Below are 21,377 nucleotides of genomic sequence, written 5' to 3'. Positions count from 1 at the left end.
TAAATCGAGACGAGTAACGAAAAAAGGCAGCGGAACCCGCTGCCTTTTCTCTTTGGATCGGTAATTCGATCAGTCTGCGGCAACTGCAGCAGCGACGATCGCCAGAATAACCAGCGGAACCCAGACGGCGGCTGCCGACGAGCTTGCGTTGGTTTCTTCAACGATGACCGGAGCCTCAATCACGGGCTCGGACAGGTTGCCGGCAAAACCGGTCGAAGCAGCAGCAGACAAAGCGGCCGCGAGAACGAGTTTCTTCATAATTATCCTCCAGATACAGGTGTGACGCTGCAACAGCGCAGCAACAGGCACCCAAGACTTACCTCGTAAAGTTTTCTAAGCAGCAAAATGTCAGGAATGCAAACGTATCTTGAGCCTTCGGCGGCATATCCGGTCGCTTTTTCGTCAAATAAGCAACACTTGAGTGCCGACTTTGGTCAACGCGAAGAGTTGCGCGATATGTTCGTTATAGAGTCCGACGCACCCGTTTGACGAGCGCCTCCCGATCTTGCGCGTGTCATGCGTGCCGTGAATGCGGTAATAGGTCCAGCTGAGATAAAGCGCGTGAGTCCCGAGCGGGTTATCCGGGCCAGGACCGACATAGGGCGGCCATTCGGGGTTGCGCTTGAGCATAGATGGGGTCGGACGCCAGCTTGGACCTTCGACCTTTCGCACCACAGAAGTGCGACCACGGCGCGTCAGATCCTCGGTCAAAGGCACGGAGGACGGGTAGAGTTTGTAAACACTCTGGTCTTCGCTCCAGAAATGCACCGCTCGGGAATCGATATCGACGAGGATCGCCCCGTTGCGCAGGTTTGAAAAATAGGGCTGCCAATCCAGCGTGCGGAAGGCCGAGATATTGCGGCGCACAGTGGTGGTGACGTCGCGTTCATTCTCGACGGTATCGGGGCCATCTACTCCCTGAGCGATCGCAGGCGCGCCGATCATCGCGCAGCTTCCGGCCAGAAAGGCGCGACGGTTCCACGTGTCCCGGACATCAGAGGTCATCTTTGGGTCTCCACTCATACCTATCTCATCAGACTTCAATATATGGCGTAAAGGCCGCAGTCGCAATTCAAACCACCTTCGGGCCGCACGGTTCCGCCGATGTGGGTTTGAACTGCATCGCAAGGCGGGCTAAAGCGAACTGTAGAACAAAAAAGAGTGGTTTGACATCATGGCGCGTCTCTTGATCCTTTGTCTGTCGGCTTTGTTGGCATTGTCGGCCTGTGCCGCACCACCACCGCCATCACCGCAGATTGGAGCGGATGGCAAACCGCTGCCGCGGGTCTATCCCATTCGCGCCGGTCAGGAACGCGAGATCAGATTCCGCATGCTAGACTCGGTGAACTCTCTGCGTCAGGCCGCCGGGGCCGGGCCGCTTACCCTCGACGAAAAGCTGACCGCAGCCGCCGCCACCCATTCGCGCGACATGTCGGTGCAGAACCGGCCGTGGCATTTCGGCTCTGACGGGTCGTCGCCGGTGGATCGCATCCGTCGGGTCGGATACGAGGGCGAGTTGGTGGGCGAGACGATATCCGAGACCTACGAGACGGAACTCGAAACCCTCGCCGCCTGGATGCAGGAAGAGACCACACGACGTGTGATCCTCAACCCCGAAGCAACGCGCATGGGCTTTGACTGGCTACAGGAACCGGGCGGCAAAATCTGGTGGACGATGATCCTAGGTTCGTGATCACGCGTTCAGCGTGATCGGCGTGCCATTGAGGATCATGGCATACACATCTTCCATCTCGCGATTCGTGACCGAGATGCAGCCTGCTGTCCAATCCGGGCTGAGGAACGCGAGCGCGTTCGGCTCGCCATGGATAAAGATGTCCCCCCCCGGCGATTTTCCAAGCGCTTTGGCGAAAGCAATATCGGCCTCGTTGGGGTAAGAAATTCCGAGCGACAGGTGAAACGAGCTGTCGGGATTGCGCCGATCAATCAGGTATTCGCCCTCGGGCGTCCGGCCATCTCCCTCGAATTGCTTGTGTCCCTCGGGAGCAAAGCCCAATTCGACCTTGTAGCGCTTAAGCACCTTACGATGATGCAGAAGAAACATTTCGCGCTCGCCCTTGTTGACGACCACACGGGTCACCTCAGGGCCATAATAGCTGCGGAACTTGGATTTCTGTGCACATCCCGCAAGGGCGGCCACCCCTGCAAGCAATGCAAAACGCCGTGTGAATATCATGCCTGTCACCGTCTGCTGCCCGGTTGTTTTGCAGTTGTCTTACAACGGTTCAACTGTTCTAGGGTAGCAGTTTTTGACACGAATCACGTGTTAGTCAGGGTGAACCCGGCAACCAGTTCGACATGCGCCGACCAGCGGAACTGATCTATGACACGTACCGGCCCAATTACGTAGCCCCGTGACAGCAAATGCCGAGCGTCGCGGGCGAAGGTGACCGGATTACAGGACACATAGGCCAGGCGCGGCAGGCGGGCGCGGGCAATCTCGGCAATCTGTGCCTCAGCCCCGGCGCGGGGCGGGTCGATCACCGCGCCGTCAAAGCCGGACAGCTCGTCCGGTAGTAGCGGGCGACGAAAGAGATCGCGCGCCTCGGTGGTGACGGGTTTGAGGCCGTGGGCGTGTCGCCAGCCCGCGTCGAGCGCCACGGTCATGGCGCGATCACCTTCAACCGCATGAACGGGTGCGCGACGCGCCAGCGGCAGGGCAAAGGTGCCGCATCCTGCAAAGAGATCGACGATGCGGGACGCGCCCTGCAAGATCGTCTCTGTTTCAGCCAAAAGAACGGCTTCGCCCTCTGCGGTGGCCTGAAGGAAGGCCCCCGGCGCTGGGGTCACGAGGGCCGGGCCGAACTCTTGTTGCGGCGCGCGGCGGGTGACAATGACCTCATCATCCCAGGCCAATCGCGCCACATCATGTTTCTGCGCCAGCCCCGCCAGCATGATACGCAACGGTCCGTCCAGCGGCTTGCCCCCGCGTACCGCCACGTCGAGACCACCGAGTGAGAGCGTGACACTCACGGCAAGCGGGGCCTTGCGGCTTGTCCCGTCCAGCGCAAGATCTTCGGCCAGCGGCAGGGCCGCCATCAACTCGGGATGCAGCAGGCGGCAATCGGGGATCTCGATGATCGTGTCGCTGCCGCGCGCGTGAAAGCCTGCCATCGCGCCCTTTTTCGTGCGCCTTGCGGCCAGTGTCGCCCGGCGGCGGGAGCCGGGCGGAGAGGTTAGAACAGGCCCTATCTCGGCGGAAATACCATGCGCGGCGAGCGCGGTTTCGACGACCTGGCGTTTCCACCGGGCGGTGAAATCCTCCGATGCGTGCTGCAACTGACAGCCTCCGCAGGATTTGAAATGCCGACATGGTGGCGTCACGCGATCGGGTGAGGGGGTGACAATGCGAATATCACGCAGGGTCTGGCCATCGGGCGAGCCGGCTATCTCCTCACCCGGCAGGGTGAGCGGTACGAAAATCGGGCCTTCGGCGATTCCGTCGCCCTGATGGCCGAGGCGTGTGATCTGATGTGTCGTCATAGCAGGTCCTCACGGCTTAGCGTGAAACCCGAGGCGATCCAGCGATCCTCCAGCTCTTGCAGCCTTTGGCCAAGGGCGGGACCGGTGTAATCCGGCATGAGATCGGCAGGCTTGACCGGAAACGTGGCCGTCGCACCGCGTTTGAGAATGTCTGAGGCTTTCGGATCAAGCGGAGTATCGAGAAGTGCGGCCCGCAGGAGCAGTATATCCATGCCATCCGTCACGCCGTAACGATAGCCAATCTCGGCGGACGGCAGGGTGGCGGACGCGCCGTTGAGCAAAAGCGTGAGCCGCCTGGCCTCGGCCCGCGACAGGCGCAGACGGTCGGGGATATCCTCTCCGCCCAGGGCAGCAAGTCGGCGCAGGGCGTTTGGGGCCGTATTCGTCTCTGATTCAAGATGGACGAGCGGCGCGAGCGGCCGTGCATCTGCCCTCGGCAGGATCGCCGATAGCACGCCAGTCATCTGCATCGCGGCTACCGAGGGAGCAGGATCAGGCGCGGCAAGCAGTTTGCGCATTTCGGCTCCGACACGCTCGCGCGAGAGCCCGGCCAGACCGTCGAGATGGGCCGCGCAGGCGGCGAGCGCGTCGGGATCAAGCCCCGCCTCGGCGTCACCATAGCAGGCATGAAAGCGGAAAAAGCGGAGGATGCGCAGGTAATCTTCCTCGATCCGTGTCGCGCCATCGCCAATGAACCGCACGCGGCGGGCTGTCAGATCGTCAATGCCGCCCAGAGGGTCGATCAAGGTGCCGTCGGGGCGGGCGTAAAGCGCATTCATGGTGAAATCGCGGCGGCGGGCATCGGCATGGAGGTCCGTGCCAAAGGCCACCTGCGCGTGACGCCCGAACGTATCCACATCCTCGCGAAAGGTGGTCACCTCATGCGGCTTGCCATCCGAAACCACGGTGACGGTGCCGTGGTCGATGCCGGTGGGCACGGGTTTCAGCCCGGCATCGGTTGCTAGCTGCATCACCGCTTGTGGTAGGGCGTCGGTGGCGATGTCGATATCGCCGACCGGCACGCCCAAAAGCGCATTGCGCACGCAGCCGCCGACGAAGAGCGCCTGATGCCCGGCGTTTGTCAGCGCGGCGCAGACCGCCTGCGTGGCGGGCGCGGTGATCCAGTCGCCAGAAACCTTCATCGCGGCCCCGCCATTTCGGCCATGTTGCGCAGGATGCGCGCGGTGGCCCCCCAGATGTAATAGGGGCCGAACGGCACCGCGTAATAGCGCCGCCAATCCCCGCGCCAGCGGCGTTTTTCGACCCTGAACCGGGCTAACTCCAGCAGATGTGCGAGCGGTACCTCGAACACTTCTTCAACCTCTCCAGCCTCTGGCAGGGGCGTGAAGGGCGCGGAGATACGGGCCAGAACCGGGGTCACGTCAAAGCCCGTCACCGTCTCGTGCCGGGGCAGAAAACCGAGCGTTTCAACATGCGCCGGATCGAGGCCGATTTCCTCCTGCGCCTCGCGCAGGGCGGTGGCGGTGATGTCGGGATCGCCCGCATCCTGTTTGCCGCCGGGAAAGGCGATCTGGCCGGGGTGATGCTTGAGCGCGGAGGACCGCTTGGTCAGGATCACGCGCGGCGCGCCGCCGCCGCAAAGCACCGGCACGAGCACCCCCGCCGCGCGCAGCTTGCGCCCCGGCGGCAGGCGTACCTCGGGGTTCAGGTCGTAATCCGACGACCCCGCGCGCCCGGACCCGAGCGCCGCGAGGATCGGGGCAAGCGGGTCACGCACCGTCACCGGGCCCCTTTGGCGCATCGAAGCCCAGCGTTGCGGGATCAAGCTGGTAATGCGCGCCGCAGAACTGGCAATCAGCGGTCACGATGCCGTCATCGGTGGTCATCTTTTCAATGTCCTTGGCCGAATAGATCGACAGGCTGTTGCGCACGCGCTCTTCGGAACAGGTGCAGCCAAAGCGCACCGGTTGCAGGTCGAAAACGCGCGGGGCCTCTTCGTGAAACAGTCGCACGAGCAGATCCGTGGGCGCCACGGACGGCCCGATCAGCTCGAGATCTTCGACAGTGTCGAGCAGCATGTTGGCGCGATTCCAGTTCTCGGCATCGTCACCATCGACGATATCACGTGCCTGCAATAGTCCCTCCTCACCCGACCCGCCGTCACTGGCAAAGGGCGAGGCCTTGGGCATGTGTTGCAACATCACACCACCGGCGCGCCAATGCTCCATCCCACCGGCCTCACGTGATTTTCCAAAGCTGAGAGCAAAGCGCGTGGGCAGTTGTTCGGATTGTGCGAAATAAGCCTCGGCACAGTTGCACAGCGCATTTCCAGCGATCGGGGTGATGCCTTGATAGGGTGTCGTGCCCTGGCCCTGATCGAGCAGTACGGCAAAATATCCCTCACCCAACTGCCCGAATGGCGCGCCATCATCGAGACGGTCGGGATCAAAGCTGGCATAAGCGCGCATGCGCGCCGATTCGCCCTCGTCAGTTGGGCCGTAGTAATCGGTGGCAATCATCCGCACAGCACCCTTGGTCTGGACCTGGAGCGACAGCTTCCAGCGCAGCTTGATTGTCTGACCGATGAGCGCGGTCAAAAGCGCCATTTCGGCGATCAGCGCCTCGACCTGCGGCGGGTAATCATGCTGTTTCAGGATACCGTCCAGCACCCCGTCGAGCCGCGCCACGCGGCCCCGGATGTCGGCGTGGTCAAGCTGGAACGGCAGGATCGTATCGTCCCAGGCGATTTTCTGTCCAAGAGTCATGGGGTTTCCTTATGCGCCTTGGTTCGGCATATCGCGTGTATGTAGGCAGGACAAGACGGGGCACCAAGGGGGCAAGCCATGATCCGGAGATTCGGCGAGGCACCGCGCCACGATATTCGCTATCGGTTGCGGCCGGGGGTCTATGCGATCCTGCCGCGGGGGCGGCATCTGCTGGTGACCCATCAGGCCGAGCCGGTGCCGGAACTGCAACTGCCCGGCGGCGGGATCGACCCGGGCGAGCATCCGCTGCGCGCGCTGCACCGAGAGGTTCATGAGGAAACCGGCTGGATCATTGCGCGGCCAAGGCGGATCGGGGCATTCCGGCGGTTCACCTATATGCCGGAATATGGGTTCTGGGCGGAAAAGCTCTGCGTGATCTACCGCGCCGATCCGGTGCGCGCCCTGGGCGCGCCGACAGAGCCGGGGCATCACGCGGTCTGGATCACGCCGGAGAATGCCGCGACGCAGCTTGGCAATTCAGGGGATCGGCATTTCGTCAGCCGGGCATTGGGTCTGGTCTGAATTCCAGCAGGACAGCGGAAATATCATCCTGAAAATCGGCGTCACCGGCGAAATCCGACAGTTTCCAGATCAGTGATTCGAGAAAGGCACGGCCCCGCGTCTGACGCAGATCGCGCAGGATGCGGGCAAGCCCTGCCTCGTCGAGCAGCGCGCCATCGCGCGCTGCGCACTCCGTGACGCCGTCGGAATGGATCAAGAGCCTGTCACCGGGGGCCATCGTGACCTCAAATTGCTGGAATTCAGCAGCGTCGATCAGCCCAACGGGCAGGCCGCCATGACCGATGAACTCCACCGTGCCGCCCGCGCGTTGCAGCGCCGGGTAGGGGTGGCCCGCTTGCGCGATGATGACATGGCCACTCACTAGGTCAACATCTGCGAGCGCGATGGTGAAATAATGCTCGGTCTCCATCTCGGACATGATCACCCGGTTGAGCATGGCGATCGCCTCGGCGGGTGGGCGCGGGGCAAAGCCGCCACCGCGCGTTTTCTGTAAGGCGAGGTTCTGTTCGGGCACCGACGATGACAGGTACCCGGCCAGCCGCGCCGTCATCAGCGCAGAACTGATGCCATGCCCGGACACGTCGATCCCATAGAGACCGATACGGCCCTCGGAAATCGGGAACATGCCCACGAGATCGCCACCCACATGCCCCGCTGATTGCAGAAGCAATGACACCTCGGCGGTGCCGAAATCGCGGTACCGTTCACTGACCAGTGACTGTTGCAGCTTCTTGGCTTCGATCAGATCGCTGTCGAGCGAATCATAGAGCGATTGCAGTTCACCGAGGGTCGAGGTGATCAGCCGGTTCTTGTCGGTCAGCTCACGCTCCATTTGCAGGATGCGCGCCCCGGCGGCGATGCGGGCGCGCAATTCGGCGGCATTGACCGGTTTGGTCAGAAAGTCGTCCGCCCCGGCATCGAGGCCGATCGCCACCTCGTCCTTGTCGCTCTTGGATGTCAGCAGGATGAAATAGCCATAGCTGTCGCGGGCCATGTCGCGGAACACCCGGCAGAATTCGAGCCCAGTCATGCCCGGCATCATCCAGTCGCTGAGCACCAGATCGGGCGCGTAATCGGCGCAGATCCGGAGCGCGGCACCGCCCGAGTCCGCCTCTCGCACGTCGAAGCCCCAGCGTTGCAATGAGGCAGTCAGGATGCGGCGCTGCGCGCGGCTGTCATCGACGACAAGCACGCGGCGGATGACATCGCCGCCTGTCTCCACCCGTCCGCTTTCTGGTCTGAGCACCCGCACGATCATCCCTTTGGCCTGTTCCTCCTTGCGATAGCTCAGGCGGGCTTAACGATGGGTGAATGCTAAAATTGTGCGGGTTTCGATGTGCAGATTAACATTATCGAAGGGTTTGACGGACACTCTTGCAGGGTCGAAGGAGGGTGGAGCATGATCGACTGGAACCGCGTTCGAAACCTGCGGGATGAAATCGGGACCGATGCGTTCGAAGAGGTCGTCGAGTTGTTTCTCGAGGAGGTCGAGACCGAAATTGACAGGCTGCGTGCGCCATGCGAAGCGCTCGACATCGAAGGACAGTTACATTTCCTCAAGGGGAGCGCACTCAATCTCGGATTCGTTGCATTTTCGGACCTGTGCCATGCGGGGGAGGCAACTGCGGCGGCAGGACAGGGCGAGCGCGTTGACCTGACGGATATTCTCAGCTGTTTCGACCAGTCCAAGGCGGCGTTCCTGGCCGGGCTCATGGCAGATGTAATGGCCGCCTAGATCAGGAACTCCGCCAGCACCTCGTCGCGGGTGATATCGCGGTAGTCAAACCCAGTATCGTCCAGCTTGCGCAGGATATGAACGAAATTCTCGGGTCGCGTCGTTTCGATCCCGATCAGGACAGAGCCGAAATTGCGCGCCGATTTCTTGAGATATTCGAAGCGAGCGATATCGTCCTCGGGCCCAAGTATTTCAAGGAAATCGCGCAACGCCCCGGGGCGCTGCGGCATGCGCAGGATGAAGTATTTCTTGACCCCCGAGTAGCGCTGCGCGCGCTCCTTGACCTCGGGCAGGCGTTCGAAATCGAAATTGCCGCCCGAGGTGACGCAAACCACGGTCTTGCCCCGGATCGCGTCCCCCATATCCTTGAGTGCATCAACGGCGAGCGCGCCCGCAGGTTCCAGCACGATGCCCTCAATGTTGAGCATTTCCAGCATCGTGGTGCACAGCCGGTCCTCGTCGATCACCCGAGCCTGCGCCGGATCAAGATCAGCGAGCCGCGCAAAGGTGCGCGCACCGATCTGCGCCACGGCGGCGCCATCGGCGAAATTCTCGATATGGCGCAGGCGCACCGGTTTTCCGGCGGCAAGGGCTGCGGCAAGACAGGCACCGCCCGCAGGCTCGACCATTGTGAGGTTGACGCTACCGCCCATGTAGCTGCGCACCCCGGCCGATAGCCCGCCACCACCCACCGGCAGGATCAGGTGATCGGGCATCCCGCCCAACTGCGCTTCGATCTCGACGGCGACGCTGGCCTGCCCCTCAATCACGTCCTCGTCGTCGAACGGCGACAGGAAATGCCCGCCCACCTCGGCGCAATAGGCTTGGGCGGCATGCAGCGTGTCGTCGAAATAATCGCCGGTCAGGCGGATCGACACCGCATCGCCCCCGAATTTCTCGGTCTTGCCGATCTTTTGCTGTGGTGTCGTCACCGGCATGAAAATCACGCCCTTGACCCCGAAATGCCGACACATGAAGGCCACGCCCTGCGCGTGATTGCCGGCACTGGCGCAGACGAACTGCGCGGTTTCGGGCCGGGCTGCCAGAGCCTTGCGCATCGCGTTGAAAGCGCCACGCAGCTTGTAGGAGCGCACGGGGCTCAGATCCTCGCGCTTGAGCAGGATCTCGGCCCCGTAACGTTCCGACAGGTGATCGTTGCGTTGCAGCGGCGTCGGCTCGAACACGGCGCGCATGGCGGCCTCGGCGGTGCGGGCGTTATCCTGAAACTCGGTCATTCCGTTTCAGTGCCGCAATCGGGGCGTGCTGGCAAGGGGCGCACCTTGCCCCGGCACGGAAAACCGGCTAAGCGCGCTGCGATATCCGCGAGAGAGGGGAAACACATGTCCGCGCCCAAGAAAGTTGTTCTGGCCTATTCCGGGGGCCTCGATACCTCGATCATCCTGAAATGGCTGCAGACCGAATATGGCTGCGAGGTGGTGACGTTTACCGCCGATCTGGGGCAGGGCGAAGAGCTGGAACCGGCGCGGGAAAAGGCGAAACTCCTTGGGATCAAAGAGGAAAACATCTATATCGAGGATGTGCGCGAGGAATTCGTGCGCGATTTCGTGTTTCCGATGTTCCGTGCCAATGCGCTCTATGAGGGGCTCTATCTGCTGGGCACCTCGATTGCCCGCCCGCTGATTTCCAAGCGTCTGGTCGAGATCGCCGCCGAGACCGGGGCCGATGCCGTGGCGCATGGCGCGACCGGCAAGGGCAACGATCAGGTGCGGTTCGAACTGGCGGCCTATGCGCTCAACCCCGATATCAAGGTGATCGCGCCCTGGCGGGAATGGGACCTGACCAGCCGCACGCGGCTGCTTGAGTTTGCGGAAAAAAACCAGATCCCGATCGCCAAGGACAAGCGCGGCGAGGCACCGTTTTCGGTCGATGCGAACCTGTTGCACACCTCAAGCGAGGGCAAGGTGCTGGAAGACCCGGCGCAGGCCGCGCCGGACTATGTCTATCAGCGCACGTTCAGCCCCGAGGCGGCACCCGATACCCCGGAACTCATCGAGGTGACGTTCGAGAAGGGTGACGCGGTGGCCATCAATGGCGAGGCGATGAGCCCGGCCACAATCCTTACGAAGCTCAACGAATTGGGCGGCAAGCATGGCATCGGGCGGCTCGACTTCGTGGAAAACCGGTTCGTGGGCATGAAGTCACGCGGTATTTACGAGACCCCTGGCGGCACGGTTTTGCTCGAGGCGCATCGCGGGATCGAGCAGATCACGCTCGAGAGTGGCGCGGGGCATCTCAAGGATTCGCTGATGCCGCGCTATGCGGAACTGATTTACAACGGCTTCTGGTTCAGCCCGGAACGCGAGATGTTGCAGGCGGCCATCGACAAGAGCCAGGAACATGTCAGCGGCACGGTGCGGCTCAAGCTCTACAAGGGGGCGGCGACGACCGTCGGGCGCTGGTCCGATCACAGCCTCTATTCCGAGGCACATGTGACCTTTGAGGAGGATGCCGGGGCCTATGATCAGAAGGACGCGGCGGGTTTCATTCAGTTGAACGCCCTGCGTCTGAAGCTGCTCGCGGCGCGGAACCGGCGCCTGAAGGGTTAAGCCCTCAATATTGAAAAGAAAGGCGGCCCGGCGACGGGCCGCCTTTTTCGTATCCGGTCACTTCGCGGTGACGACCGTCATCACAAGGTTCCCATCCATCTTGATCGGGCCGTCTTCCTTGGCCCCCAAGGTGTATTCGAATACGCCGGTCTGCATCCCACCGTCTTCGGCATGCACCATCAGCATGAGCATATCGCCTGTGGCGACATCTTCTTGCAGAATCGCGGCGACATCATTCGTCTCGCCCTTGCGGAGGGGTGCATAGCCGACAACCGGACCGGGCTTCATGTCTTCGCCGGTGCGATGCACGACCAGCCAACCGTTTTTATCGGCGACCACCTTCTCGGCGCTCACGATACCGTTGGCGACGCTTTGGTCTTCGGCCATCACCATCGGGTGCATTCCGTGATCATCCGCCATCGCGACACCAGCGGTGAGGGCAAAAGTCGTTGCAAGAACAGTCGTCTTCATAGTGAACTCCTTTGTCATGGCTTCGACCGGGCTTTTACCCGGCACAGCACAAGACACGGAGTCGAGTGGAGATAGTTTCAAGTCGACCGGATTTTTCCGGCGGCAACTCATCAGGCAAGCCGCAGCTTGACGTCTTGCAACCGCTCATAGGCGGGCATCGCCGCCTCGGCCAATGCGGCGCGCGGACCATCAAGCGTGGGCGGCGGCCCCTCGGCGGGGGCGAAGCCGGTGCTGTCATGCACCGCCGCATACCAATGCGCCGCCCAGACCCCGTCATCGGCATGGCCGCCGCGCGGCCACGCGAGCATGGCGGGCGTCCAGTCGAGGCCGATGGCAGCGCAGAGCCGTTTTAGCATTCCCTCGGGGTCACGGCGGATATCGGCGGAATCGATGACGATGGGCGATTGCCCTGCGGATACCAATTGATCGTACAGTTCTGCCTGCTGGACAAAGCCGATATCGGCGAGCGTCGGATTGTCGTACTTGGCCGAGAAACTGGCGGCGACGCGCGCGGGGTGGCGGATGAGAAAGACGTTGGTCAGCTCATTCACCCAGTCGCGCGGCACGCCGGGGATCATGTGCTGGGCCATGTGTTTCTGATAGAAATGCAGCTTTTGCGCCGGAACAGGGCCTAAAAGCTGCTCCACCACGCGCGCTGGATCTTGCGGCTGCGCGGCCATGATCGCATCGCGCATCGGGTGATCGAGCGCGGTCTGCGCGAGATAGGCGGCATAGAACGGCTCGTCCACCACGGCGCAATCGCCACGCGCGGCAAAGCTGTACATCATCGCGGTGGAAAGGTTCCGTGGCCCGGACCACATGGCGATGCGCATCTCAGCCCCGCCCGGCAATGTGAGCATTCGTCATCGTCAAATGTCCATCCCCCATGTTCACAGCATGTTAATCCTGTCTAGGATCGTCGAATCACCGATGCAACAGAAGAGGCAGGCAATGGACGCGAAGTTCTGGCACGATCGCTGGCAAGAGGGGCGGCTCGGCTTTCACGAGGGCAAGGTCAACCGGATGCTGGAAGCGCATATCGGAGCGCTCAAACTGGCTCCGGGGCAACGCATGTTTCTACCGCTCTGTGGAAAAGCTGTTGATATCCCATGGCTCTTATCACAGGGCTACCAAGTTGCCGGGGCAGAATTGAGTGAGATCGCGGTCCATGATCTATTTTCCGAAATGGGCGTCACACCAGAGGTAACAGATACAGAACGTCATCGCCGCTACGCTGCGGAGGGTGTCGATATATTCGTCGGAGATATCTTCGAGTTGAGCGCCAGTGTCGTTGGCCAGGTAGATGCGGTCTATGACCGCGCAGCGCTGGTAGCGCTGCCCGGAGAGACACGCACGGAATATGCTGCGCATCTGGCAGAAATCACGCGCTGCGCACCGCAGCTGCTCGTGACGTTCGAATATGATCAAAACGTTATGGAGGGACCTCCGTTTTCAATCACGCAGGACGAGGTGGAATGCTGTCACGGCGCACGCTTCGCGATTAAGGTATTGGCCGAGGCGGTAGTTCCGGGAGGTTTAAAAGGCATCGTTCCGGCGCGGGAAAAGGCGATGTTGTTACAACCTCTCTAGGCTGCTTCACGCTGGATCAGTGCCTTGTAGAGGTTCTGAATACAGGTGGTGATCGGCCCTTGCCTGCCGTCTCCGATCCGGCGACCGTCGATCTCGCCTACCGGGGTCTGTGCGCCGAAGGTGCCTGTCAAAAACGCCTCATCGGCACCATAGGTCTCGACGAGTGAAAAGTTCTTCTCATAAATGGGGATGGCGTTTGCGCGGCAAAGGTCGATGACCTTCTGGCGCGTGATGCCGTTCATGCAGTAATCGCCAGTCGAGGTCCAGACCGCGCCATTGCGCACAATGAAGAAATTGCAGGCATTGGTGGTGTTCACGAAACCATGGATATCGAGCATGAGCGCCTCGTCGGCGCCCGCCTTTTCCGCCGCGATGCAGGCTAGAATGCAATTCAGCTTGGAGTGCGAGTTGAGTTTCGGATCCTGAGTCATCGGCAAGCCACGGATATGCGGTACGGTGGCAAGACGAATGGGGCGTGCGATTTTCGGCTGCGAGTGCTCCATTATGATGGTTATCGTCGGCCCCTGCTGACTGAGAGAAGGATGTTGAAAGGGCCGGGTCTTGATGCCCCGTGTCACCATCAACCGGGCATGCGCATCGGTGGTCATGCCATTGGCTCGCTGTGTCTCTGTTACGGCCTGAAACACCTCGTCCCGAGTCATGCCGATGTCAAGATCGATGGCACGGGCGGCCTCGAACAATCGGTCGAGATGTTCCCCTGAAAACGCCCACGTGCCGTTATAAAGGCGCAACCCTTCCCAAACGCCATCGCCTAGCATGAAACCACTGTCATAAACGCTAATCAGCGCCTCAGACTTGGGCACGATGCGCCCATTGAGCCAGATCAGAATCTGCTCATTGCGCGCATCCTCTTGTGCGGCATGGGTGGTTTGCTGGTCTTCCATCATGATCCCCTAGCATGTGTTAGGTGCAGCGTATGTCTGCCGAAATCCGGTGCCAAGGGCGAAATATCTCTCAACAGCGCGTGACATCACGGCGTCGTAAGTTGGAGCGACGCTGTTTTTGCGTCAAACTGACAAGAATAAGGAGGGCATGACGATGGTGGCATATCTGAGGGAACTCAAGGCAGCGACATTGGCAACGCTGATCGTGGTAGGGCTGTGCATGCAGGCAAACGAGGCGCACGCAGCAGAGGCGGATACGCTAGTGGTCGCGGGCGGCTGCTTCTGGTGCGTGGAGGCAGATTTCGAGAAGGTCAAAGGCGTGATCGAGGCCAAATCGGGCTTTGCTGGCGGCGCGGTCGATAACCCGACCTACAAACAGGTCACCCGCGGCGGCACCGGTCATCTGGAAGCAGTGAAAATCACCTTCGACCCCGCGCAAATCACACGCGAGCAATTGCTGCGCCTATTCTTTCGCTCAATCGATCCAACTGACGCCGGCGGGCAATTCTGTGATCGCGGACAGAGTTATCAGACCGGGATCTTCGTCTCTAATGGAGCAGAAAATGCTCTTGCGAAAGCCGTTAAGGAGGATGCGGCCAAAGCATTGGGCCAAGCGATTGTGACGCCGATCCTGCCGTTGGATCGGTTCTGGCCAGCCGAAGCCTATCATCAGGATTATTACAAGAGTGGTGATATCATCCTGACCCGCTTTGGCCCTCGGACCAAGGCCAGCGCCTACAAGCTGTATCGGGACGCCTGCGGGCGCGATGCCCGGGTCAGGGCACTGTGGGGTGACGACGCGCCTTTCGTCGGTCAATCTTGAGCACTGAGAAACGCATCGACCTCTTCGGCGGTCGGAATTGCCTCTGACGCGCCTCGGCGCTGGACCTGAAGGGCCGCTGCGGCAGCGGCACGCCGAAGGGCCTGCACCGGGGCAAGACCAGTGGCCAGGCCCGCCACCGCGTATCCGGCAAAACAGTCCCCTGCTCCAGTCGTATCAATTGCCGACACGCAAAAGGTCGGAACAAAGAGAGGCTTGTCCGAATTTTCCTTAACCCATTCAGCGCCCCCCGCCCCTTTAGTCACAAGTCGCATAGGCACATCCACCACGTTCAGCGCCTGTGAAAGCTGTTCGGCCTCTACGGTATTGAGGATGAGGAGCGACACGAATGGCATCACCGCGCGCACCGCATCCACATCTAAAGGAGCAGCGGAATAGGCGACCCGCAAACCACGCGTGTGCGCAAGCTCTGCCGCCTCAACCTGTCCGCTGGTTTCATTCTGCATCATCAACCAGTCGCCGGGGCGCGAATTGATCAGCGCAGCCTCGATATGCGGTGCTTCCAACATTCGATTGGCCCCAGGATGGATTACGATGGAATTTTCACCGCCCTCTTCGACCATGACGGCCGCATGACCTGAAGCGGCGCTGTCGAGCGTGGCCACGTGGTCAACATCGACCCCTGCTGCGGCAAGCGCGGCGCGCATCCAATCACCATCTTGCCCGACCGCGCCGATATGCACGACACGCGCACCCGCCCGGACAGCGGCAATGGACTGATTGGCCCCCTTGCCGCCCAGCATGCGAGTATACGTATCGGCGGCCAACGTCTCTCCCGGAGCGGGCAGGTGCGACAGGCGATAGATGTGATCGGCATTGATCGAACCTAGAGAATAGATCATGCCGTCCCCCGCTTCATATTGCCAAAAATACTCATGCGAACTGCGGCCACCGCGCCACCATCAACCCACCTTGCATGCCGCCAGGACAGCCATGTTCAGGATATCGCTGGCAGTGAAGTTGGACGAGCAAATCTGGATCGACGCATCGACGCCCGAGAGAATCGGACCGATCACCGTGGCCCCCGCCATTTCCTGCATCAGTTTGACCGAGATCGAGGCAGAATGGCGCGCAGGCACAACAAGCACATTGGCCGGCCCGGTGAGGCGCTGAAACGGGTAGCTCTCTTGCGCACGCGCGTTGAGAGCCACATCGACGGTCATCTCGCCCTCGAATTCGAAATCGACACCGCGCCGCTCAAGCACCCGGGGCGCGCGGTGCATTTTCTCAGCCCGTTCCGAGCGTGGATAACCGAAGGTCGAGAAGCTGACAAAGGCAACGCGCGGCTCCAGCCCCAAGTGCCGCGCGACACCTGCTCCTCGCATGGCGATATTGGCAAGATCCTCTTCATCGGGCCATTCATGCACAAGCGTGTCAGCAATCAACACGATCCGCCCCTTGTGCAAAAGTGCCGTGACTCCGACTGCGCCATGCTCGGCATCGGCATCAAAGACATGGTTGATCAATTCCATCACATGGGCAGATTTGCGGGTCGCGCCAGTTACCAGTCCGTCCCCATGCCCATGCGCCAGCATCAGCGCCGAGTACACGTGCCGGTCACGCGCCGCGAGGCGGTGAATATCATGCCGGTCAAAGCCTTTGCGTTGCAGACGACGGTAAAGGAACGCCTTGTATTCATCGAGTTTGTCGGTCTTGGCGGCATTTACCACCTCGAGTTCGCGGAACGCATCGCCCATACCGATCCCTTCGAGCTTCGCCTTGACGTCCTCGTCACGCCCGACAACCAACGCCTTGCCCAATCCGGTGCGCTGATATTGCACTGCGGCGCGCAACACCCGTATATCGTCGCCTTCGGCGAATATCATCCGCGCTTGTGCGTTGCGGGCGCGGGCATTTAGGCCGCGCAGGATGCTCGCCGTCGGGTCCATCCGAGACTTGAGCGACAGTTCATAGGCGTCCATGTCGACAATGGGCCGCCGGGCTGCCCCGGTGTCCATCCCCGCCCGCGCCACGGCAGGGGGAATCACATGGATGAGGCGCGGATCAAAGGGTGTTGGAATGATGTAATCGCGCCCAAAGGTCAGCTTGCGGCCATAGGCCATCGCCACCTCGTCTGGCACATCGAGCCGGGCGAGCCTGGCCAGAGCTTCGGCACAGGCGATCTTCATCTCGTCATTGATCGCGCGCGCATGCACATCAAGCGCCCCACGAAAAAGATAGGGAAAGCCCAACACGTTGTTGACCTGATTGGGGTAATCCGAGCGACCTGTGGCGACGATCGCATCCGGGCGCACAGAATGGGCATCTTCTGGCGTGATCTCGGGATCGGGGTTTGCCATGGCGAAGATCACCGGATTGTCGGCCATCGAGGCGACCATGTCTTGGGTGACAGCCCCTTTGGCCGAAACGCCAAGGAACACATCTGCGCCCCGCATTGCCTCTTCCAGCGTGCGCAAATCAGTCTTGACCGCATGGGCGGATTTCCATTGGTTCATGCCCTCAGTGCGGCCTTGGAAAATCACACCCTTGGTATCGCACATCAAGCAGTTCTCATGCCGCGCGCCCATTGATTTCAGCAATTCCAGGCAGGCGATACCAGCCGCCCCTGCCCCGTTGAGCACGATGCGCACATCCTCAATTTTCTTGGCTGAAAGGTGCAGCGCGTTGATGAGGCCCGCAGCGCATATCACTGCTGTACCGTGCTGATCATCATGGAAGACAGGGATATCCATCACATCCTTGAGCTGTTGCTCGATGATGAAACATTCGGGGGCCTTGATATCCTCGAGGTTGATGCCGCCAAAGGTCGGCCCCATCAGGCGGACCGCGTTGATGAACGCTTCAGGGTCTTCAGTATCAAGTTCGATGTCGATCGAATTGACGTCAGCAAACCGTTTGAAAAGCACCGCCTTGCCCTCCATCACCGGCTTACTGCCAAGCGCGCCAAGGTTGCCCAGCCCAAGAACGGCGGTGCCGTTGGAGATGACGGCCACGAGATTGCCCTTGTTGGTATAATCGTAGGCCAGTTCAGGATTGGCAGCGATTTCCTCGCAGGGCACGGCCACGCCAGGGGAATAGGCTAGGCTGAGATCGCGCTGCGTTGTCATCGGCACGGTGGCCTGAATCTCGAACTTGCCGGGAGTCGGTTCGAGGTGAAAGGCGAGCGCCTCTTCGCGGGTGTATTTGCTATTTGCCATGATTGGGCCCGTGCACGAATGAATTTCACTCTGCATAGCGGGGCTTTGCAGTAGCCTCAACTGAAACGCGGTTTGGGCTTTCGTGCGTCGCTGCGGATTTGTAAGGTCATCGATAATCAGACCAGGGGGCAGAAGTGACGAGCGCAGGCGCTACCGTAACGCCGATGATGGCGCAATATCTGGAGATCAAGGCCGAGTATCCGGGGGCGTTGCTGTTTTACCGGATGGGCGATTTCTACGAGTTGTTCTTTGATGACGCGGCGGCGGCGGCCGAGGCGCTGAATATCGCGCTGACCAAGCGAGGCAAACATCAGGGCGAGGATATCGCCATGTGCGGGGTGCCGGTGCATTCCGCCGAGGGCTATCTGCTGACGCTCATTCGCAAGGGGTTTCGGGTTGCGGTCTGCGAGCAGATGGAGGATCCGGCGGACGCGAAGAAACGCGGCTCGAAATCGGTGGTGAGGCGTGAGGTGGTGCGGCTGGTGACCCCCGGCACGCTGACCGAGGAAAGCCTGCTCGAAGCGCGGCGGCACAATTATCTTGCGGCCTTCGCGCAAGTGCGCGGCGACGGGGCGCTGGCCTGGGTCGATATTTCTACCGGTGCGTTTCACGTGATGCCGCTCTCTGCCGCGCGGCTTGGGCCTGAACTTGCGCGATTGACGCCGCGGGAAGTTGTGGTTTCGGAGGGGGATGAGGCGATTTTGGCTGATACAGTGTCTGACTGCGGTGCGTCGTTGACCGCTTTGGGACAGGCGGCGTTTGACAGCACGGCAGGTGAGAGGCGGCTTTGCGCGCTGTTTGGCGTCGGCACACTGGAGGCCTATGGGCAATTCACCCGCCCCGAGACTGCGGCGATGGGGGCGATTGTCGAATGGCTGGAGATCACGCAGAAGGGCAAGCTGCCATTGCTGCGCCATCCGGCCCGAGAGGTGCAGGCGCGAGTGATGCAGATTGATGCCGCAACCCGGCGCAATCTGGAACTCACCCACGCGCTGGATGGAAAACGAGCAGGATCGCTGCTGTCCACGATTGACCGGACGGTGACGGCGGGGGGCGGGAGGTTGCTGGAGCGGCGGCTCTCAAGCCCGAGCCGGGTGCTGGAGGTGGTACAGGATCGGCTGGATGCGGTGGGTTTTGCCGTGGAACAGGGCCGCCTGTCAGCAGATTTGCGTGAGGCGTTGCGCCGGGTTCCCGATCTGGACCGCGCGTTATCTCGGCTGGGTCTGGACCGGGGCGGACCGCGTGATCTGGCGGCAGTGCGGAGCGGGCTGGCGCAGGCGGCGGAGATCGCGGAACGTCTGGCGGGCATCGAGTTGCCGCCCCTGCTCGCCGATGCCATCTCTGGGCTGACCGGGCAGGACGCGCTGCTCGATCTGCTTGACCAGGCGCTTGTCGCAGAACCGCCCTTGCTGGCGCGCGATGGCGGGTTCATCGCGCCGGGGTATGACACCGATCTGGATGAGGCGCGCAAGTTGCGCGATGAAGGGCGCGGTGTGATTGCGGGCATGCAGGGCGACTATATCCGTGAGACCGGGATCAACTCGCTTAAGATCAAGCATAACAACGTGTTAGGTTACTTCGTCGAGGTAACGGCGACCCATGCAGAGAAAATGCTGGCGGCGCCGCTGAACGAAACGTTCAAGCATCGCCAAACGACGGCCAATCAGGTCCGCTTTACCACCGTGCCGCTAAGCGAGATGGAAACCCGTATCCTCAATGCCGGAGGTCGGGCGCTAGAGATCGAGAAGCGGCTCTATGATAGCCTGAAGGCCGCGATTCTGGAGCAGTCGGCAGAAATTGCGCAGGTTGCACGTGGCTTGTCCGAGCTCGACCTTGCAACGGCATTGGCCGATCTGGCGAAGGCCGAGCAGTGGTGTCGCCCCAAGGTGGACGGGAGCCGTGCGCTTGAGATCGAAGGCGGGCGGCATCCGGTGGTAGAGCGGGCCTTGCGTGCCCAGGGTGCCGCGCCCTTCATCGCCAATGATTGCGCTCTTGGCGGAGAGAGTGATATCTGGCTGCTGACCGGGCCGAACATGGCTGGTAAGTCGACGTTTTTGCGGCAGAATGCGCTGATTGCGCTCTTGGCGCAGATGGGCAGCTATGTGCCTGCGCGATTGGCGCATATCGGGATGGTCAGCCAGCTTTTCAGCCGGGTGGGCGCGTCAGATGATCTGGCGCGCGGGCGCTCGACCTTCATGGTAGAAATGGTCGAGACGGCGGCGATTCTCAACCAGGCGGACGATCATGCGCTGGTCATCCTGGACGAAATCGGGCGCGGCACGGCGACCTATGACGGGCTGAGCATCGCCTGGGCGACGCTGGAACATCTGCACGACGTAAATGGCTGCCGGGCGCTCTTTGCAACGCATTACCATGAGCTGACCAATCTGAGTGACAAGCTCGACCGGGTGGACAACGCCACCGTGGCAGTCAGGGAACATGACGGCGAGGTGATTTTCCTGCATGAGGTACGGCGCGGCGCAGCCGATCGCAGTTACGGCGTTCAGGTGGCAAAGCTAGCAGGACTACCCGACGCGGTCGTGGCGCGGGCGCGCGTGGTGCTTGATGCTCTGGAGAAGGGAGAGCGCGAGGGAGGTGGAGCGCAAAAGGCGCTGATCGACGATCTGCCGCTCTTTGCCGCGACGCCGCCCCCTGCCCCGTCGCCGCTGCGCCGCTCGGAGGTGGAGACGCGGCTGGATGATGTTCTTCCCGACACGCTCAGCCCCCGTGAGGCGCTGGATTTGCTTTATGAATTGAAGGGGTTGGCGGACAAGGCGGGGTAATGCCCCGCCCTGTCGTCAGTCGCGATTGGACGAGACGCCGACTTGCGCCGGGCGCAGGATGCGATCATGCAGCATGAAGCCCTGGGCAGAGACCTGAATGATCTCCCCCGCCTTGGTACCGGGCAGTGGGGCCTCGAACATCGCCTCGTGATGCTGGGGGTCGAACCGGTCGCCAACCTGCGGGTCGATGACGGTGATGCCATGCTTGGCAAAGACGTTGCGCAACTCACGCAGGGTCAATTCGATCCCCTCGAACAGGGCAGCGGAACCGGCACGCTGGTCCTCGGTTACCGTGTCGAGCGCGCGCTTGAGATTATCATGCACGGGCAGCATGTCGCGTGCAAGCTTGGAGCCGCCGTAATTCTCGGCCTCGCGTCGGTCCTTCTCGGAACGCTTGCGCGCGTTTTCGGCATCTGCGAGGGCGCGCATGAACTTGTCCTGAAGTGCGTCACGCTCGGCCCTGAGCGCGTCTAGCTCCGCAGCCTCGTCGGAGATTTCGCCTCCGGAATATTCCTGCTCTTCTGCCGCCGCCTCTTCGATATCGTCAAGGAAGCTGTCTTCTTTCGGCTCTGCCATTT

22 protein-coding genes are annotated in these 21,377 nt (G+C 61.4%); 7 read left to right on the top strand and 15 right to left on the bottom strand.

Annotated elements, in window-relative coordinates; all coding sequences use genetic code 11:
• Positions 1 to 69: 69 nt before the first annotated feature.
• Together RID11_RS13755 and RID11_RS13750 are read right to left on the bottom strand one after the other, a co-directional pair.
• Positions 70 to 258: a hypothetical protein gene (locus RID11_RS13755; RefSeq protein WP_350140123.1), complete on the bottom strand. Its 189-nt coding sequence runs from the start codon at positions 256 to 258 to the stop codon at positions 70 to 72.
• Positions 259 to 402: 144 nt separating this feature from the next.
• Positions 403 to 1,005 (bottom strand): L,D-transpeptidase, encoded by a 603-nt coding sequence (locus tag RID11_RS13750; protein ID WP_350140121.1) that lies wholly within the window; start codon positions 1,003 to 1,005, stop codon positions 403 to 405.
• A 169-nt stretch (positions 1,006 to 1,174) separates the two neighbouring features.
• Between RID11_RS13750 and dalA the strand changes: the two genes are divergently transcribed.
• Complete coding sequence (dalA, locus tag RID11_RS13745; protein WP_350140119.1) at positions 1,175 to 1,693, top strand: divisome-associated lipoprotein DalA; 519 nt, start codon at positions 1,175 to 1,177, stop codon at positions 1,691 to 1,693.
• Here dalA and RID11_RS13740 read toward each other — a convergent pair whose 3' ends face one another.
• The 5 genes from RID11_RS13740 to hslO form a co-directional block, all read right to left on the bottom strand.
• Positions 1,694 to 2,194 carry a L,D-transpeptidase family protein gene (locus RID11_RS13740; protein WP_350140117.1) on the bottom strand — a complete coding sequence of 167 codons (501 nt, stop codon included), beginning with the start codon at positions 2,192 to 2,194 and terminating at the stop codon, positions 1,694 to 1,696. It lies immediately after the preceding gene.
• 83 nt (positions 2,195 to 2,277) lie between these two features.
• Positions 2,278 to 3,501: a class I SAM-dependent RNA methyltransferase gene (locus RID11_RS13735; protein WP_350140115.1), complete on the bottom strand. Its 1,224-nt coding sequence runs from the start codon at positions 3,499 to 3,501 to the stop codon at positions 2,278 to 2,280.
• Positions 3,498 to 4,643 carry a CCA tRNA nucleotidyltransferase gene (locus RID11_RS13730; protein WP_350140113.1) on the bottom strand — a complete coding sequence of 382 codons (1,146 nt, stop codon included), beginning with the start codon at positions 4,641 to 4,643 and terminating at the stop codon, positions 3,498 to 3,500. Before RID11_RS13730 ends, RID11_RS13735 begins: the two co-directional genes overlap by 4 nt.
• Positions 4,640 to 5,263, bottom strand: coding sequence for a CoA pyrophosphatase (locus tag RID11_RS13725; RefSeq protein WP_350153159.1), 624 nt, complete (start codon positions 5,261 to 5,263; stop codon positions 4,640 to 4,642). Before RID11_RS13725 ends, RID11_RS13730 begins: the two co-directional genes overlap by 4 nt.
• Positions 5,232 to 6,227, bottom strand: a complete 996-nt coding sequence (gene hslO / locus RID11_RS13720; protein ID WP_350140111.1) for an Hsp33 family molecular chaperone HslO — start codon at positions 6,225 to 6,227, stop codon at positions 5,232 to 5,234. Before hslO ends, RID11_RS13725 begins: the two co-directional genes overlap by 32 nt.
• A gap of 78 nt (positions 6,228 to 6,305) precedes the next feature.
• Here hslO and RID11_RS13715 point away from each other — a divergent pair, with 78 nt between their 5' ends.
• Positions 6,306 to 6,749: an NUDIX domain-containing protein gene (locus RID11_RS13715; RefSeq protein WP_350140109.1), complete on the top strand. Its 444-nt coding sequence runs from the start codon at positions 6,306 to 6,308 to the stop codon at positions 6,747 to 6,749.
• Here RID11_RS13715 and RID11_RS13710 read toward each other — a convergent pair.
• Positions 6,724 to 8,007, bottom strand: a complete 1,284-nt coding sequence (locus RID11_RS13710) for a PP2C family protein-serine/threonine phosphatase (RefSeq protein WP_350140107.1) — start codon at positions 8,005 to 8,007, stop codon at positions 6,724 to 6,726. The two genes, RID11_RS13715 and RID11_RS13710, sit on opposite strands and share 26 nt — an antisense overlap.
• 141 nt (positions 8,008 to 8,148) lie before the next feature.
• Between RID11_RS13710 and RID11_RS13705 the strand changes: the two genes are divergently transcribed.
• Positions 8,149 to 8,484 carry an Hpt domain-containing protein gene (locus tag RID11_RS13705; protein ID WP_350140105.1) on the top strand — a complete coding sequence of 112 codons (336 nt, stop codon included), beginning with the start codon at positions 8,149 to 8,151 and terminating at the stop codon, positions 8,482 to 8,484.
• Here the strand turns inward: RID11_RS13705 and ilvA are convergent.
• Positions 8,481 to 9,719, bottom strand: a complete 1,239-nt coding sequence (ilvA, locus tag RID11_RS13700) for a threonine ammonia-lyase IlvA (protein ID WP_350140103.1) — start codon at positions 9,717 to 9,719, stop codon at positions 8,481 to 8,483. The genes RID11_RS13705 and ilvA overlap by 4 nt on opposite strands.
• A gap of 105 nt (positions 9,720 to 9,824) precedes the next feature.
• On the opposite strand from ilvA, the gene RID11_RS13695 reads away from it, so the two are divergent.
• Positions 9,825 to 11,051, top strand: a complete 1,227-nt coding sequence (locus RID11_RS13695; protein ID WP_350140101.1) for an argininosuccinate synthase — start codon at positions 9,825 to 9,827, stop codon at positions 11,049 to 11,051.
• A 57-nt stretch (positions 11,052 to 11,108) separates the two neighbouring features.
• Here the strand turns inward: RID11_RS13695 and RID11_RS13690 are convergent, their stop codons facing one another.
• Positions 11,109 to 11,522 (bottom strand): DUF7282 domain-containing protein, encoded by a 414-nt coding sequence (locus RID11_RS13690; protein ID WP_502949358.1) that lies wholly within the window; start codon positions 11,520 to 11,522, stop codon positions 11,109 to 11,111.
• 110 nt (positions 11,523 to 11,632) lie between these two features.
• Positions 11,633 to 12,355 carry a sulfotransferase-like domain-containing protein gene (locus RID11_RS13685; RefSeq protein WP_350140152.1) on the bottom strand — a complete coding sequence of 241 codons (723 nt, stop codon included), beginning with the start codon at positions 12,353 to 12,355 and terminating at the stop codon, positions 11,633 to 11,635.
• Positions 12,356 to 12,473: 118 nt separating this feature from the next.
• Between RID11_RS13685 and tmpT the strand changes: the two genes are divergently transcribed.
• Positions 12,474 to 13,112 (top strand): thiopurine S-methyltransferase, encoded by a 639-nt coding sequence (tmpT, locus tag RID11_RS13680; protein ID WP_350140097.1) that lies wholly within the window; start codon positions 12,474 to 12,476, stop codon positions 13,110 to 13,112.
• On the opposite strand, the gene RID11_RS13675 is transcribed toward tmpT, so the two are convergent.
• Positions 13,109 to 14,017 (bottom strand): D-amino acid aminotransferase, encoded by a 909-nt coding sequence (locus RID11_RS13675; RefSeq protein ID WP_350140094.1) that lies wholly within the window; start codon positions 14,015 to 14,017, stop codon positions 13,109 to 13,111. The genes tmpT and RID11_RS13675 overlap by 4 nt on opposite strands.
• A 148-nt stretch (positions 14,018 to 14,165) precedes the next feature.
• Between RID11_RS13675 and msrA the strand changes: the two genes are divergently transcribed.
• Positions 14,166 to 14,840: a peptide-methionine (S)-S-oxide reductase MsrA gene (gene msrA / locus RID11_RS13670; RefSeq protein ID WP_350140092.1), complete on the top strand. Its 675-nt coding sequence runs from the start codon at positions 14,166 to 14,168 to the stop codon at positions 14,838 to 14,840.
• Here the strand turns inward: msrA and RID11_RS13665 are convergent.
• Positions 14,831 to 15,700: a ribokinase gene (locus RID11_RS13665; protein ID WP_350140090.1), complete on the bottom strand. Its 870-nt coding sequence runs from the start codon at positions 15,698 to 15,700 to the stop codon at positions 14,831 to 14,833. The genes msrA and RID11_RS13665 overlap by 10 nt on opposite strands.
• A 60-nt stretch (positions 15,701 to 15,760) precedes the next feature.
• Positions 15,761 to 18,016, bottom strand: a complete 2,256-nt coding sequence (locus RID11_RS13660; RefSeq protein ID WP_350140088.1) for an NADP-dependent malic enzyme — start codon at positions 18,014 to 18,016, stop codon at positions 15,761 to 15,763.
• Positions 18,017 to 18,180: 164 nt separating this feature from the next.
• On the opposite strand from RID11_RS13660, the gene mutS reads away from it, so the two are divergent.
• Entirely contained in the window at positions 18,181 to 20,799 is a 2,619-nt protein-coding gene (gene mutS / locus RID11_RS13655; RefSeq protein ID WP_350140150.1) for a DNA mismatch repair protein MutS, read from the top strand.
• A 15-nt stretch (positions 20,800 to 20,814) separates the two neighbouring features.
• Here mutS and RID11_RS13650 read toward each other — a convergent pair whose 3' ends face one another.
• Positions 20,815 to 21,375, bottom strand: a complete 561-nt coding sequence (locus tag RID11_RS13650; protein ID WP_350140086.1) for a nucleotide exchange factor GrpE — start codon at positions 21,373 to 21,375, stop codon at positions 20,815 to 20,817.
• Positions 21,376 to 21,377: the final 2 nt, after the last annotated feature.

The sequence above is a fragment of the Roseovarius sp. genome, from assembly GCF_040219995.1.
Lineage (GTDB): Bacteria > Pseudomonadota > Alphaproteobacteria > Rhodobacterales > Rhodobacteraceae > Roseovarius.
This window is presented reverse-complemented; position numbering and strand designations above follow the sequence as displayed.

What these genes read in the sequence shown, in the direction of transcription:
- RID11_RS13755 (WP_350140123.1), bottom strand. Translation starts at nt 258, where the DNA reads ATGAAGAAACTCGTTCTCGCGGCCGCTTTGTCTGCTGCTGCTTCGACC.
- RID11_RS13750 (WP_350140121.1), bottom strand. Translation starts at nt 1,005, where the DNA reads ATGACCTCTGATGTCCGGGACACGTGGAACCGTCGCGCCTTTCTGGCC.
- dalA (WP_350140119.1), top strand. Translation starts at nt 1,175, where the DNA reads ATGGCGCGTCTCTTGATCCTTTGTCTGTCGGCTTTGTTGGCATTGTCG.
- RID11_RS13740 (WP_350140117.1), bottom strand. Translation starts at nt 2,194, where the DNA reads ATGATATTCACACGGCGTTTTGCATTGCTTGCAGGGGTGGCCGCCCTT.
- RID11_RS13735 (WP_350140115.1), bottom strand. Translation starts at nt 3,501, where the DNA reads ATGACGACACATCAGATCACACGCCTCGGCCATCAGGGCGACGGAATC.
- RID11_RS13730 (WP_350140113.1), bottom strand. Translation starts at nt 4,643, where the DNA reads ATGAAGGTTTCTGGCGACTGGATCACCGCGCCCGCCACGCAGGCGGTC.
- RID11_RS13725 (WP_350153159.1), bottom strand. Translation starts at nt 5,263, where the DNA reads ATGCGCCAAAGGGGCCCGGTGACGGTGCGTGACCCGCTTGCCCCGATC.
- hslO (WP_350140111.1), bottom strand. Translation starts at nt 6,227, where the DNA reads ATGACTCTTGGACAGAAAATCGCCTGGGACGATACGATCCTGCCGTTC.
- RID11_RS13715 (WP_350140109.1), top strand. Translation starts at nt 6,306, where the DNA reads ATGATCCGGAGATTCGGCGAGGCACCGCGCCACGATATTCGCTATCGG.
- RID11_RS13710 (WP_350140107.1), bottom strand. Translation starts at nt 8,007, where the DNA reads ATGATCGTGCGGGTGCTCAGACCAGAAAGCGGACGGGTGGAGACAGGC.
- RID11_RS13705 (WP_350140105.1), top strand. Translation starts at nt 8,149, where the DNA reads ATGATCGACTGGAACCGCGTTCGAAACCTGCGGGATGAAATCGGGACC.
- ilvA (WP_350140103.1), bottom strand. Translation starts at nt 9,719, where the DNA reads ATGACCGAGTTTCAGGATAACGCCCGCACCGCCGAGGCCGCCATGCGC.
- RID11_RS13695 (WP_350140101.1), top strand. Translation starts at nt 9,825, where the DNA reads ATGTCCGCGCCCAAGAAAGTTGTTCTGGCCTATTCCGGGGGCCTCGAT.
- RID11_RS13690 (WP_502949358.1), bottom strand. Translation starts at nt 11,522, where the DNA reads ATGAAGACGACTGTTCTTGCAACGACTTTTGCCCTCACCGCTGGTGTC.
- RID11_RS13685 (WP_350140152.1), bottom strand. Translation starts at nt 12,355, where the DNA reads ATGCGCATCGCCATGTGGTCCGGGCCACGGAACCTTTCCACCGCGATG.
- tmpT (WP_350140097.1), top strand. Translation starts at nt 12,474, where the DNA reads ATGGACGCGAAGTTCTGGCACGATCGCTGGCAAGAGGGGCGGCTCGGC.
- RID11_RS13675 (WP_350140094.1), bottom strand. Translation starts at nt 14,017, where the DNA reads ATGGAAGACCAGCAAACCACCCATGCCGCACAAGAGGATGCGCGCAAT.
- msrA (WP_350140092.1), top strand. Translation starts at nt 14,166, where the DNA reads ATGACGATGGTGGCATATCTGAGGGAACTCAAGGCAGCGACATTGGCA.
- RID11_RS13665 (WP_350140090.1), bottom strand. Translation starts at nt 15,700, where the DNA reads ATGATCTATTCTCTAGGTTCGATCAATGCCGATCACATCTATCGCCTG.
- RID11_RS13660 (WP_350140088.1), bottom strand. Translation starts at nt 18,016, where the DNA reads ATGGCAAATAGCAAATACACCCGCGAAGAGGCGCTCGCCTTTCACCTC.
- mutS (WP_350140150.1), top strand. Translation starts at nt 18,181, where the DNA reads ATGATGGCGCAATATCTGGAGATCAAGGCCGAGTATCCGGGGGCGTTG.
- RID11_RS13650 (WP_350140086.1), bottom strand. Translation starts at nt 21,375, where the DNA reads ATGGCAGAGCCGAAAGAAGACAGCTTCCTTGACGATATCGAAGAGGCG.